Source organism: Clostridium homopropionicum DSM 5847, from assembly GCF_001263795.1.
GTDB classification, from domain to species: domain Bacteria; phylum Bacillota; class Clostridia; order Clostridiales; family Clostridiaceae; genus Clostridium_H; species Clostridium_H homopropionicum.
This window is the reverse complement of record NZ_LHUR01000011.1, coordinates 44,592-58,475: the sequence shown is the minus strand read 5'-3', so window position 1 is coordinate 58,475 and position 13,884 is coordinate 44,592. Positions and strand designations below refer to the sequence as shown.

Here is a 13,884-nt window from a genome sequence, read left to right as displayed (position 1 = left end):
ATAAAGAAGGTAACTATATGTATAAAGTATATAATTTAAATAAAAATGATATAAAGCCTTTTCTAAAATTAAATAATTCCAGAAAAAAATTTAATAAATTAAATAAGGATTTTATATCTTTATATTCTGATTCTAATTCAATTCATCAATTACTGTTAAGAAAAAGAATAAAATTATTAAAAAAGAATCATGAATTTAGGGGATATATATGGATTGAGAATAGTTCTAAAAACATTATTAAGATCAATTCAATGAGTGTTTTGGAAAATGAGAACACAATTGAGGGATACAAATATTTATTAGATTCTATAAAAAGTCCATCACTTATTTCTTATGACTGCATAAAAAATCCTTACAATTATTATGTTTTAGAATCTTTAGGATTTAATAGAATAAAAGGCTATATGGAAATGGAAGTCTTAATTAATGAGCCTTTGAAATTAAATTTATCTGAGGGAATAAGCTTTAAACAATTAATAAAAGGAAAAGATGAAAATCTGCGGTTACATCTACAAAATGAAATATTTAAAAGCGAAGATAGAATTCCTTTAGATATTGGAGATATATATTATGATGAAATGCAGGACCATTATCTTGAGGATGGCTCTATTTTTATGAAATTAAATGAAATCTTTATTGGATATGGCCAAGTGATACTTAAGGAGGACATTCCTCAAATAATTAATTTCGGCGTTTTAAATAACTTTCAAAATAAGGGATTTGGAAGTATGTTTATAAAAAATTTATTAAATCTAATACATTCAAAAGGATATAATAGAGCCAGAATAAAGGTTGATTTATTTAATTATTCAGCAATTGCAATGTATAAAAATTTAGGATTTAGAGAAATAGAAGAGTACTCTAATTGGTATTTAAAGAAATAGCTGTGAATTTAAAAGAGCATTAATTTACATATGTAGTATCATCATTAACTACATATGTAGTTAATGCTCTTTTGAACTTATTCCATTTTAATTATTTTTTCTGTTGGAATATAGGAAGATTTAAAATTCATCAAACTTTCCTTTTGGACATTCATGAAATAACTTCTATCTCCAATACACCCATTTTTTAAATTATTGGTTGTATGATTACTTTTTACATTATTATCTTTTGCATCATACATAGTATCACACTCCCTTTTGTTATATTCTTTGCAAAATAATCAAATTTAATTAATAAATTTCATAAATTTTTGTATTTTTCATTATAAATTGCAAAACAATATAAAAGTTCTTTTAAATTAAGTGCAAATTATATATAATAAATAATTGTATAAGAAATTTATAAAAGTTTACCAAAGTTATTTTAGATGAGGAGAAAACACATGAATAAAGTAAATAAGAAATACTATATAGATACTTGGGGATGTCAGATGAATGAAGAAGATTCTGAGAAGATATCTGGCTTACTTAAAGGAATTGGCTATATTCGAACTGAAAATAGAGAGGAATCAGATATAATAATATTTAATACTTGCTGCGTTAGAGAAAACGCTGAGCTGAAAGTATTTGGGCATCTTGGAGCTCTAAAAGCACTAAAAAGGAAAAATCCTGATTTAATAATAGTTGTAACTGGCTGCATGATGCAACAAAAGGGAATGCCAGATAAGGTTATGAGTAAATTCCCTCATGTAGATATTATTGCAGGTAGTTATAATTCATATAAGCTCCCTGAGTATATTGAAAGAGTAAAAACAGAAGGGAATTCTATAGTTGAAGTATGGGATAAGGAAAAAGATATTATTGAAGGACTGCCAGTGGATAGAAAAAGCGATGTAAAGGCTTTTGTTACAATAATGTATGGCTGCAATAACTTCTGTTCATATTGCATTGTTCCTCACGTTAGGGGAAGAGAAAGAAGCAGGGAACCTGAAAATATAATAAATGAGATTAAAGATTTAATTTCTAAAGGTTATAAAGAAATTACCTTATTAGGTCAAAATGTAAATTCTTACGGCAAGGGGCTTAACCCTGAGATTTCCTTTGCAGAACTTTTAAGAAAGGTAAATGAAATAGAAGGTCTTGAAAGAATTAGATTTATGACTTCTCATCCTAAGGATGTTTCAGATGATTTGATTTTAGCAATGGCAGAATGTGATAAAGTTTGTGAACATGGACATTTTGCACTTCAATCTGGATCAACAAAAATTCTAGAAGCAATGAATAGAAAATATACTAGAGAAGATTATTTAAATCTTGTGGTTAGATTAAGAAAGGCTGTACCTGATGTTGCAATTACTACTGATATAATAGTAGGATATCCTGGAGAAACAGAAGAGGATTTTATGGATACCTTAACTCTTGCAGAGCAAGTTCAATTTGATTCTGCTTTTACTTTCATATATTCTAAACGTGAAGGTACTCCAGCTGCAAAGTATGAGGATCAAATACCAGACAGTGTTAAACATGATAGATTTAATAGATTAGTAAAGGTAGTTAATGATTCCATGGCTAAGAAAAACAAAGAATACGAAGACAAAATTGTTGAAATCTTAGTTGAAGGACCTAGTAAAAATGATGATACAAAGCTTATGGGAAGAACCAGAACAAGCAAGCTTGTAAACTTTGATGGAAGTATAGATTTAGTTGGAAAGTTAGTAAAAGTGAAAATAACTAAAGCTCAATCCTTTTCACTAGTAGGGGAAATAGTATAAAAGCTCTTTTGAGGGCTTTTTTACTATATTTAATAAGGAGGAATTAGAATGGCACTTACTCCAATGATGCAGCAATATTTAGAAGTTAAAGAAAAAAATAAAGAGTGTATTCTATTTTTTAGGCTTGGAGATTTTTATGAAATGTTTTTTGAAGATGCAGAAATTGCATCAAGAGAATTAGAGCTAGTTTTAACCGGTAGAGATTGCGGTCTTGAGAAAAGAGCTCCCATGTGCGGAATCCCTTATCATGCATCTAGTTCCTATATAAATAAGTTGGTAACAAAGGGTTATAAGGTCGCAATTTGTGAACAATTAGAAGATCCATCAGAAGCAAAGGGAATAGTTAGAAGAGATGTTATAAAGATAATAACCCCTGGTACCTATTCAGATTCATCTTTTCTTGAAGATACAAGAAATAACTATTTAATGAGTTTATATATAGAAAGTGATAATGCAGCTTTATGTTTTGCAGATGTTTCAACTGGAGACTTTCAATGTACTTTAGTGAAGCATGAAATATCAAATATATTAGATGAAATTTCTAAGTTTTTGCCTAAGGAAATTATATTAGTTGAGGGTATTCCAGATAGATTATTGAATTCAATTACTGAACGATTTTCAATACTAATTACTAAAACGGATAAGAAGTACTTTATAGCTGACGCTTTAGAAAATCTTAAGACTCAATTTAAGGATTGTTCAATAGAAGGCTTCGATAGTATCCTTCAAAAAGGCGCTAATGGACTGCTAAAATACATAATGGAAACTCAAAAGATAGTATTATCTCATATAAATCAAATTAGCTTTTATAATTCATATGATTATTTAAGTATAGATATAAATTCTAGAAGGAACTTAGAAATTACTGAAACTTTAAAAGATAAGTCTAAAAAAGGATCTTTATTATGGGTATTAGATAAGACTAATACTGCTATGGGTGCTAGACTATTAAGAAAATGGCTTGAACAGCCACTGATTAAAAAAGATAAAATTGTAGATAGATTAGATGCAATAGAAGAAATAATGAATAATTATCAGCTATATGAAGATTTGAAATTAAATCTTAAGGATATTTATGATATAGAAAGGCTAGTTGGCAAAATATCTTCAAAAAGTGTAAATGCGAAGGAACTTTTAGCACTTAAAGCTTCTATAGAAAAAATCCCAAGAATAAAAGAACTTCTAAGCAATTTTAAATCTAATCTTCTTAAAGGTATTTACCATAACCTTGATTGTCTTCAAGATGTTTATGAAGTAATTCACAAGTCTATAATTGAAAATCCTTCCTTTTCAATAAAAGAAGGAGGAATTATCAAAAATGGATATAATGAAGAAATTGATGAATTAAGAAGAGCAAAAACTAACGGTAGAGAATGGATAGCATCTTTAGAACATCAAGAAAGAGATGTAACTGGGATTAAGTCTTTAAAGGTTGGTTATAATAAAGTATTTGGTTATTACATTGAAGTTACAAAGTCAAATTTCGGTTCAATTCCTGAAAACAGATATATTAGAAAGCAAACCTTAGCAAATTGTGAAAGGTATATTACTCCAGAACTTAAGGAAATAGAGGAAAAGGTATTAGGAGCGCAAGAAAAGTTAATTGAACTTGAGTATTCTGTTTTTGTGGAAATTAGAGATTTAGTAGAAAAACAGATAGATAGAATGCAAAATAGTGCAAAATTAATATCTGAAGTAGATTGTCTTTGCTCGCTTGCGTTGGTGGCAAAAGAAAATAATTATTGCAAACCAGAAATCAAAGCTGAAGGGGAGCTTGTAATTATTGAAGGCAGGCACCCAATTGTAGAAAAGGTTATTCCAAGAAATAGTTTTGTGGCAAATGATACTCACTTAGATAATGAGAGTAAACAGCTGATTCTAATTACTGGTCCTAATATGGCAGGAAAATCAACCTATATGAGGCAGGTTGCACTAATTAATATTTTAGCACAAATAGGAAGCTTTGTTCCTGCTAAGAAAGCTTCAATTGCTATATGTGATAAAATTTTTACTAGAATAGGAGCTTCTGATGATTTAGCTGGCGGTAAGAGTACCTTTATGGTTGAGATGTGGGAAGTCTCTAATATATTGAAAAATGCTACTAAGAATAGTTTAATTATTTTAGACGAAGTGGGGAGAGGTACTAGTACCTATGATGGGTTAAGTATTGCCTGGTCCGTTATAGAATATATCTGCTCAAATGAAAAAATCAAATGTAAAACATTATTTGCTACTCACTATCACGAATTAACTTCCCTTGAAGGTAAAATAAATGGTGTTAAAAACTATTCCGTAGCAGTTAAAAAAGTACAAAATGATATAGTATTTTTAAGAAAGATTATTGAAGGTGGAGCAGATGAATCCTATGGTATTGAAGTTGCTAAATTAGCCGGAATACCTGAGGAAGTAACAAATAGGGCAAAAGAAATATTACATACTTTAGAAAGCAAAGGCAAGAAGTATGAGGATTCAAAAGAAGCATCAATACAAAATTTTGTAGAAGAACCTAAACAAAAAGTAGAAAATACTAAGAATTCTAAGAAAACTATTAAACAAGTAGGCTTTATTGATATTGAAAAGGAAAATATATTAAATGAATTACAAGCAATAGATATATTAAATATGACTCCTATGGAGGGATTTAATAAACTGTATGATATAATTAAAAGAGTAAAATCTCTATAGAAGGTGATACTTTGAACAGAATTAATCTGTTAGATGAAGAAATATCAAATAAAATTGCAGCCGGAGAGGTTGTAGAGAGACCTGCTTCAGTAGTTAAAGAGCTTGTAGAAAATAGTATTGATGCAAATGCTAAAAATATTACTATAGAAATTGAAGAGAGTGGTCAAAAAAGTATAAAAATCACTGATAATGGAACTGGTATTCATCCCGATGATATTGAAAAAGCATTTATGCCTCACGGGACTAGTAAAATAAAAAAAGTTGAAGATTTATTTTCTGTAAATACCTTTGGATTTAGGGGAGAAGCTTTACCTAGTATAGCATCTGTATCTAAGGTTAATTTAATAAGTCGTATGGAAGGAAATCCTTTCGGAAAAGAAATACATTTAAGTGGTGGTAAAATAGAACTTATCGAGGATATAGGATCAAACGTTGGTACAACAATATTAGTTCAGAATTTATTTTTTAATGTGCCTGCAAGACAAAAATTTTTAAAATCGGACCAAAGGGAAGGCTCGTTAATAAGTAATATAGTTACTAGACTTGCTCTTGCTAATCACAATATCTCTTTTAAATACTACATAAACGATAAAAAATCACTAATAACTTTTGCTACTGAAGATTCAAAGGATACAATAAGAAATATATACGGTAATAATGTATATAATAATTTAATCCAATTTGAAGGATGTACTGATATTGCATCTGTACATGGATATATAGGAAATTCTGAAATAAGCAGAGGGAGTAGAAATAATCAGAGTATTTTTGTAAATAAACGCTATATAAAAAGCGGCCTTATTACTGCTGCTGTAGAAAATGCTTTTAAATCTTTCTTAACTATAAATAGATATCCTTTCTTTGTGCTTTTTATAGAAATATTTCCTGAATTAATAGATGTTAATGTGCATCCTACAAAATCAGAAGTTAAGTTTCAGGATGAGAGAATCATCTATAAATTAGTGTTTGAATCAGTTCATTCAGCTTTAAGGGATTATGTAAAAGGTACATTTAATAAAGAGGAAGAGCTTGATTTACCTTTTATAAATAAAGAAGTTCCTAAGGTAGAAGATATAGAACCAAAATTAGTACAGCTTCCCATAGACCTTAAGGAAGAAAAAGAGAACCAAGTATCAAAGTTTAAAAATTCAGAATATGCTTTTGATAATCATAATAGTAAACAGGATGATACTTCTATTAAAGAAGAAATTCCTAATTACTTAAATAAGACTGAAGCTTCAATTAAAGAAGCAATTGAACCTAAATTCCCTGCTTTAGATATTATAGGGCAATTTAATAATACTTATATTTTAGCTGAATGCAACGGTACCTTGTATATGATAGATCAGCATGCAGCACATGAAAAAATATTATTTGAAAAATATAAAAACGATATTATAAAAAGTAAGGTAGTTTCACAAATACTTATTACTCCAATACTTATGGAGTTAAGTCACGAGGATTATAGTTATTATAATGAAAATATAAACATTTTTATTCAAGCAGGATTTTCTATAGATTTATTTGGAGATAATACTATAAGCATCAGAGAAATTCCAATATTTTTAGGTAAAGTAGGAATTAAGAATTTATTTATAGACATTCTAGATAATATAAAAAATATGGGTTCTGGGAAAACTATTGAAGTAAAATATGATACAATAGCTTCTATAGCCTGTAAAGCTGCAATTAAAGCTAGTCATCAGTTATCTAAATTGGAGATGGCGGCTTTAATTGATGAACTCAGATACATTAATGAACCTTTTAATTGTCCTCATGGTAGACCGACGATTATTACTATGGATGTTAAAGATATAGAAAAAAGATTTAAAAGAACATAAGTAATAAGATGTGTATTTATTTAAATATTGTAAGGAGATCGCTAATGAAAAAAGACTTATTCATTTTAGCTGGACCAACAGCTATAGGAAAAACAGAAACATCTATTGAACTAGCTAAAAGGTTAAATGGAGAAATTATTTCTGCTGATTCTATGCAAATTTATAAGAATATGGATATTGGTTCAGCAAAAATAAAGCCAGAAGAAATGCAAAATGTAAAACACTATCTTTTGGACTTTTTAGATCCACGATTAGAATTTAGTGTAGCTGAGTTTAAAGAAAAAGCTATTGAAGCAATAAATGAAATTTATTCAAAAGGGAAATTACCTTTGGTTGTTGGTGGAACGGGATTTTACATAGATTCTCTAGTATTTAACTATGATTTTGCATCAGTAGAAAAAGATGAAAGCTATAGAGAAAGCTTAAAAGAATTAGCTGTGGAAAAAGGAAATGAATATGTTCATAATCTTCTAAAAGAAGTTGACGAAGAATCGTATAAAAGATTATTTTCAAATGATTTAAAAAGAATTATTAGAGCTTTAGAGGTTTATAAACTAACTGGGAAAACCCTAAGTCAGTTTAATGCCGAACAAAATATTCATGATATTCCATATAATGTTTATTATTTTGTATTAAATATGAATAGAGACAGATTATATGAAAGAATCAATCTAAGAGTAGATATTATGATGGAACAAGGTCTTGTAGATGAGGTTTGTAAACTTAAAGAGATGGGCTGCACTGCAGATATGCAATCTATGAAGGGGATTGGTTATAAAGAGATACTAAGTTATCTTGATGGTAATATCTCTCTTAGTGAAGCTATTGAAATGATTAAAAAGGGTAGTAGGAATTATGCTAAGCGTCAATTAACATGGTTTAGAAAAGATAAGAGAGTTATTTGGGTAGATAAAGATAAATTTAAAGATAGTGATGAAATAGTAGAATATATTAAAAGCAAGTTTTATGAATTAAAAATTAATAAATAAATAATAAAAAAATAAAGGATTTTACTTATTTTTATAGAATAATTTTAAATATCACAAGTTGGAGGGAAACATTATGAATAAACCACCTAGCAATCTACAAGATTTATTTCTAAATAATGCAAGAAGGAACAAAATACACGTTGTCATATATCTAACGAATGGATTTCAGCTAAAAGGTCTTGTTAAAGGATTTGATAATTTTACTGTAATTTTAGACAATGATGGAAAACAGATGATGGTATATAAGCATGCAGTTTCTACCATTATTCCGGCAAAACCAATTTTGTTTGTTCAAGAAGATAACGATTAAAATAGGCAATAGTTTGCCTATTTTTTTTATATGTGTTAATATAATTAATGTTTAAAATAATTAATAATTAATAATTTTAGATTTTGGGGGACTTATTATGATTCAAAATACAAAAGAATTACTAGTTAATCAATATAAAATTAGCAATAAAGTATTAGAGCTATATGAAAAAGCTATTAAAGATGTTGAAGAAGTATGTAATTCATTAGATGAAATAAGAGAATTTAATCAACTTAAAGTTCTAAAAGCTTTTCAGGAAGAGAGAATTAGTGATTCTCATTTTACTTTTTCCACTGGCTATGGATATAACGATATGGGTAGAGATTCTTTAGATAAGGTTTATGCTAGAATATTTAATTGTGAAAGTGCACTTGTTAGACCTCATTTTGTAAATGGTACTCATGCCTTAGGAACTGCCTTATTCGGAAACTTAAGACCTGGTGATACAATGCTTTCAGTTTGTGGAACTCCATATGATACTCTTCATGAAGTCATTGGAATAGGTAAAGGAAATAATATGGGATCACTTAAGGAATATGGCGTTAATCACAAACAATTAGAATTAACTGAGGAAGGAAAACCAAATTACATAGACATTAAGAAAATATTATCTGAAGATCCATCAATAAAATTAGTTCATATTCAAAGGTCCACAGGTTATGGTTGGAGAAATGCTTTACTAATTAATGATATTAAAGAAATAATTGAATGTGTTAAAGCACTTAAGAAAGATATTATATGCTTCGTAGATAATTGCTACGGAGAATTCATAGATATTTACGAACCTACAGATGTTGGAGCTGACTTGGTAGTTGGATCATTAATTAAGAACATCGGAGGAGGTATTACTCCTACAGGAGGATATATAGCAGGAACTAAAGAATGTGTAGAGAGAGCATCTTATAGATTAACTGTTCCAGGAATAGGAGGGGAGTGTGGTTCTACTTTTGGAGTAATGAGAACCATGTTTCAAGGATTATTCCTTGCTCCACACATAACAATGGAGGCTTTAAAAAGTGCAGTATTCTGTTCAAGAATAATGGAACTTGCTGGTTTAAATGTATTACCGAAGTTTGATGATAAAAGAAGCGATATAATTCAAGCCATCAAATTTAATGACAAAGAAAAACTTATAGAATTTTGCAAGGGGATACAAATAGGTTCTCCAATTGATTCTTTTGTAGCTTGTGAACCTTGGGATATGCCAGGATATGCAGATCAAGTAATAATGGCAGCAGGCTCATTTATTCAAGGATCATCTATTGAATTATCATGTGATGCTCCAATTAGAGAGCCTTACATTGCATATCTACAGGGAGGACTTACTTTTGATCATGCTAAAATAGGAATTTTAATAGCATTAGGAAGAATTTTGAAATAGATATAAAAACAAGAGTAAGTGATTAACAATAAATCATTTACTCTTTATACTTTAGTATTTTCTAAATAAGCCTACTAATTTTCCTACAATAATGCAATCATCTACAATAATAGGATTCATTGTCTTGTTTTCAGGTTGAAGCCTAATATGATCTTTCTCCTTATAAAAAGTTTTTAAAGTAGCTTCATTTTCGATTAAAGCAACTACGATTTCTCCATTTTCAGCATAGTTTGTTTTTTCAATTATTGCTAAATCACCATTATGTATACCTGCTTCAATCATACTTTCTCCAGATACATTTAATATAAATAAATCTTTATTTTTTGGCATGAAATTTAAAGATATAGGGAAAGTATCTTCAATGTTTTCTACAGCTAAAATAGGTTCTCCAGCTGTAATCTTCCCAACAATAGGGATGTTTAACATCTCTTTATTGATTACAGGATCCTTAAGAATTTCAATAGTTCTTGGCTTTGTTGAGTCTCTTCGTATTAATCCTTTTTTCTCTAGTCTCTCTAAATGGCCATGAACTGTTGAAGTTGAACTAAGACCAACACCCTTGCATATTTCTCTAACTGATGGTGGGTAGCCCTTTTGAATTATTTGATTTTTAATAAATTCATATATTTCAGATTGTTTATCTTTTTTATTATCACTCATTCTATACACTCCTCTTATCCTATATTTTGAATTATATCATATATATAGGGATATATCAAACAAATGTTCTATAAATATTGATTATTGCATTTTCTTTTGATATAATACTTAGGTGAAAAAGGGGAGGGAATAAAATGAAGAAATTCTGTGTTTTCAAGATTGAAAAGGAATGTACCCATTGCGGGGATTGTGATACCTGCGATTTAGATCCTAAGAAAACATGTAATAATTGTGGAGAATGTCTAAATTTAGAAGGATATGATTCCAAGATAGTTAACATAGAGGAAATTTTAGATACAGAAAGTGATGTTGAAGAAAATTTTCAAATAGCAGAAGATTATAAAAAGCTGGATATTGAATATTTAGCATCTCTTAATAAGGAAATAAAAGAATCAGATTTTAAAGAAGATTATATTGAAGATATAGAGGGGTTGGAAGATGCTTTAAATGAAGAGAGTGCTGGTAATAATCTATTAAATGAAGTGTTTCCTGGTCTAATAGTAGTTAATCCAAATAAAACTAAGAAATAATTTTATAAACAGCTTTACTTCGCTAATTCAGCAAGTAAAGCTGTTTTTCATTCTTCACTTAGGGGATTTAAGCTAACTGCATGCCTTAAAGTATCATCATCAACATGAGTGTATATTTGAGTTGTAGATACATTTTCGTGACCGAGGACCATCTGCAAACTACGTATATCAACGTTACCATATTTATACATAAGTGTTGCAGCTGTATGTCTTAATTTGTGAGGTGAGTATCTTTTAGCTTCAAGGCCGGATTTTTCAATATATTTCTTTACAATAAGTTCTACACTTCTTTTATTTATTCTTTTGTAATTCTTACTTATGAAAAGAGCATCTTTATCTTTAGAATCTACTTTATCATTATAAGACCTTCTTACGTAAAGGTAGCTGTTAATTGATTTCAAGCAAGCGCTATTTAAATATATTGTTCTTTCTTTATTACCTTTTCCGATGATAGTTAGAGTATCATCTTTAATTCTTGATATATCAATACTGCACAGTTCAGAAAGTCTTAAACCGCAATTTAAGAAAAGTGTTATGATACAATAATCTCTTTCTTTATTATTACCGTCAATAGAAGAGAGAAGCTTTTTGCTTTCATCTAAGGTTAGATATACAGGATTTCTCTTATTGATTTTTGGGGTTTCTAATTCAGTGGCTGGATTTTCTTCTATAATTTTTGCTTTACCATGCAAAAATTTAAATAAAGATTTTAATGCAGCTACTTTTCTAGCTCTAGCATAGTTGCTATTGTTTCTATAATTTTCTGCAAAAGCAATAAAAGCATAAAGATCTGAAAGTTTTATTTTTTTAATAAATTCTGTATCTATATCACTGATGGGAATAGAATTAAAATCAATCTTATCTTTATCTTTGATATAACCTTTGTAAAGCTTTAAAAATCTAAAAAACATACTTAAGTCCCATTTATATGCAGCAATAGTATTTAGGGATTTACCCCTGATAGTTCCTAAATAATTTAAGAAATCATTTAAACATTCAGGCAAACAAGGATCGAAAACACTGTTAAGATTATAATTCATTGTTCCCTCCTATTTTGATGATGTAACTTCGCTAAATTTACATTTAGCGAAGTTATAATTGTATATTTTAAGTAGCAATTCCGAAGAATCACTACTTAATAATATTATACTATATATGAATTTAAAATAATAGTTTCCGGTAATAAATAGTAAAAATAAATCTAAATTAAATATGTGGAATTATATGAAAAATACAATTTTAGTTTTATTAAATAGTTATAATATATCATGAAAGAAATTTTGAAGTTTGATTTTTTAATACAATCCAAATTAAATATTTTATACTTATTAGTTAAAGTGAATACATATACATTTAGATAATTATACATTTATACTTACATTTACACCTAAACTTGATTTATTTTTTGCTATGATAGGGTTGATTACATTATTTACAAAATCATCAACCTGACCTGAAGCTCTTCCTGTAAACTTTACAGGATCCATTATTGATAGAATTTCTTCTCTGCTCATAAAGAAGGAATTGTCGTTAATTATTCTTTCGATTAAATCGTTGTTTAATCCTTCTTCTTTAACTCTTTTTGCAGCTTCCATAGATAAGACTCTAATTTTTTCGTGTAACTCCTGCCTGTCCCCTCCTCTTTTTACAGCTTCCATAAGGATAGTTTCAGTAGCCATGAAAGGAAGTTCACTATCAACATGAGTTCTAATTACTTTTTCATATACTACCATATTTTCTGTTACGTTTATATAAAGGTTCAATACTCCATCTAAAGCAAGGAAACATTCTGAAACAGACAATCTCTTGTTAGCTGAGTCATCTAGTGTTCTTTCAAACCATTGAGTACCTGCAGTTATAGCAGGATTAAGTGAATTTACAATTACAAATCTACTAAGAGCACTTATTCTTTCAGACCTCATTGGATTTCTCTTATATGCCATAGCTGAAGATCCAACTTGATTTTTTTCAAATGGTTCTTCCATTTCCTTCATGTTTTGAAGAATTCTTAAATCGTTACTGAACTTGTAAGCACTTTGAGCAACTTCAGATAAAGTATTTAAAACTATTGAATCAACTTTTCTAGGGTATGTTTGACCAGTAACATCATAAGTTTTGTCAAATCCCATTTTACTTGCTATTAAGGAATCAAGTTTAACTACTAATTCCTCATCATTATTAAATAAACTCATAAAACTTGCTTGAGTTCCAGTAGTACCTTTTGCTCCTCTTAGTTTCAAATTATTGATAACAAAATCGATGTTTTCAATATCTAATACTAAATCTTGCATCCAAAGGGTCGCTCTTTTACCTACTGTTGTAAGTTGAGCTGGTTGTAAATGAGTAAATCCTAGAGTAGGTAAGGACTTATATTTAAGAGCAAACTTTGAAAGGTTATCTAATATATTTATAAGTTTATTTTTTATTATAGTTAAAGCTTCTCTCATTATTATTAAATCGGTATTATCTCCAACATAGCAGCTAGTTGCTCCTAAATGTATTATTCCCTTAGCAGCAGGACATTGTAAACCATATGCGTATACATGACTCATAACATCGTGACGAATTTCTTTTTCTTTAGCTTGAGCTACTTCGTAATTTATATCATCAATATTTGTTTTTAGTTCATTAATTTGTTCGTCAGTAATATCTAAACCTAGTTCTTTCTCGCTTTCTGCAAGGGCAACCCATAACTTTCTCCAAGTTTTAAACTTTTTTTCCTCAGAAAATAAATATGACATTTCAGGAGATGCATATCTGCTATTTAAAGGTGTATTGTATGTTGTTCTATTCATTTTTCCCCTCCGTATACATATATTATACTTTATATGT

At 28.9% G+C, this 13,884-nt stretch carries 12 protein-coding genes; 8 read left to right on the top strand and 4 right to left on the bottom strand.

The genetic code is table 11. The features are described from left to right. The first annotated feature begins 17 nt into the window (after positions 1–17). On the top strand, positions 18–884 hold the full coding sequence (locus CLHOM_RS02425) for a GNAT family N-acetyltransferase (protein WP_052220092.1): 867 nt from the start codon (positions 18–20) through the stop codon (positions 882–884). Positions 885–961: 77 nt separating this feature from the next. On the opposite strand, the gene CLHOM_RS18260 is transcribed toward CLHOM_RS02425, so the two are convergent. Beyond that, positions 962–1,126: a hypothetical protein gene (locus CLHOM_RS18260; RefSeq protein ID WP_161803191.1), complete on the bottom strand. Its 165-nt coding sequence runs from the start codon at positions 1,124–1,126 to the stop codon at positions 962–964. A 201-nt stretch (positions 1,127–1,327) separates the two neighbouring features. On the opposite strand from CLHOM_RS18260, the gene miaB reads away from it, so the two are divergent. From miaB to CLHOM_RS02395, 6 genes are all read left to right on the top strand, one after another. Beyond that, the gene (miaB, locus tag CLHOM_RS02420; protein WP_242846726.1) at positions 1,328–2,656 is read left to right on the top strand and encodes a tRNA (N6-isopentenyl adenosine(37)-C2)-methylthiotransferase MiaB; all 1,329 of its coding nucleotides are present in this window, start codon (positions 1,328–1,330) and stop codon (positions 2,654–2,656) included. Positions 2,657–2,704: 48 nt separating this feature from the next. Beyond that, on the top strand, positions 2,705–5,341 hold the full coding sequence (mutS, locus tag CLHOM_RS02415) for a DNA mismatch repair protein MutS (RefSeq protein WP_052220090.1): 2,637 nt from the start codon (positions 2,705–2,707) through the stop codon (positions 5,339–5,341). 11 nt (positions 5,342–5,352) lie between these two features. Then, positions 5,353–7,182: a DNA mismatch repair endonuclease MutL gene (gene mutL, locus CLHOM_RS02410; protein ID WP_052220089.1), complete on the top strand. Its 1,830-nt coding sequence runs from the start codon at positions 5,353–5,355 to the stop codon at positions 7,180–7,182. A gap of 44 nt (positions 7,183–7,226) precedes the next feature. Next, a complete protein-coding gene (miaA, locus tag CLHOM_RS02405; protein ID WP_052220088.1) occupies positions 7,227–8,171 on the top strand; it encodes a tRNA (adenosine(37)-N6)-dimethylallyltransferase MiaA in 945 nt (314 codons plus the stop codon). A 73-nt stretch (positions 8,172–8,244) separates the two neighbouring features. Then, a complete protein-coding gene (hfq, locus tag CLHOM_RS02400; RefSeq protein ID WP_052220087.1) occupies positions 8,245–8,481 on the top strand; it encodes an RNA chaperone Hfq in 237 nt (78 codons plus the stop codon). Positions 8,482–8,578: 97 nt separating this feature from the next. Next, on the top strand, positions 8,579–9,862 hold the full coding sequence (locus tag CLHOM_RS02395) for a methionine gamma-lyase family protein (protein WP_052220086.1): 1,284 nt from the start codon (positions 8,579–8,581) through the stop codon (positions 9,860–9,862). 51 nt (positions 9,863–9,913) lie between these two features. Here CLHOM_RS02395 and lexA read toward each other — a convergent pair whose 3' ends face one another. Continuing rightward, entirely contained in the window at positions 9,914–10,522 is a 609-nt protein-coding gene (lexA, locus tag CLHOM_RS02390; RefSeq protein WP_052220085.1) for a transcriptional repressor LexA, read from the bottom strand. Positions 10,523–10,656: 134 nt separating this feature from the next. Here lexA and CLHOM_RS02385 point away from each other — a divergent pair, with 134 nt between their 5' ends. Then, entirely contained in the window at positions 10,657–11,052 is a 396-nt protein-coding gene (locus tag CLHOM_RS02385) for a hypothetical protein (protein WP_052220084.1), read from the top strand. Positions 11,053–11,099: 47 nt separating this feature from the next. Here CLHOM_RS02385 and CLHOM_RS02380 read toward each other — a convergent pair whose 3' ends face one another. Together CLHOM_RS02380 and purB are read right to left on the bottom strand one after the other, a co-directional pair. Further along, a complete protein-coding gene (locus tag CLHOM_RS02380) occupies positions 11,100–12,092 on the bottom strand; it encodes a tyrosine recombinase XerC (protein WP_052220083.1) in 993 nt (330 codons plus the stop codon). 321 nt (positions 12,093–12,413) lie between these two features. Then, the gene (gene purB / locus CLHOM_RS02375; protein ID WP_052220082.1) at positions 12,414–13,847 is read right to left on the bottom strand and encodes an adenylosuccinate lyase; all 1,434 of its coding nucleotides are present in this window, start codon (positions 13,845–13,847) and stop codon (positions 12,414–12,416) included. Positions 13,848–13,884 lie beyond the last annotated feature (37 nt).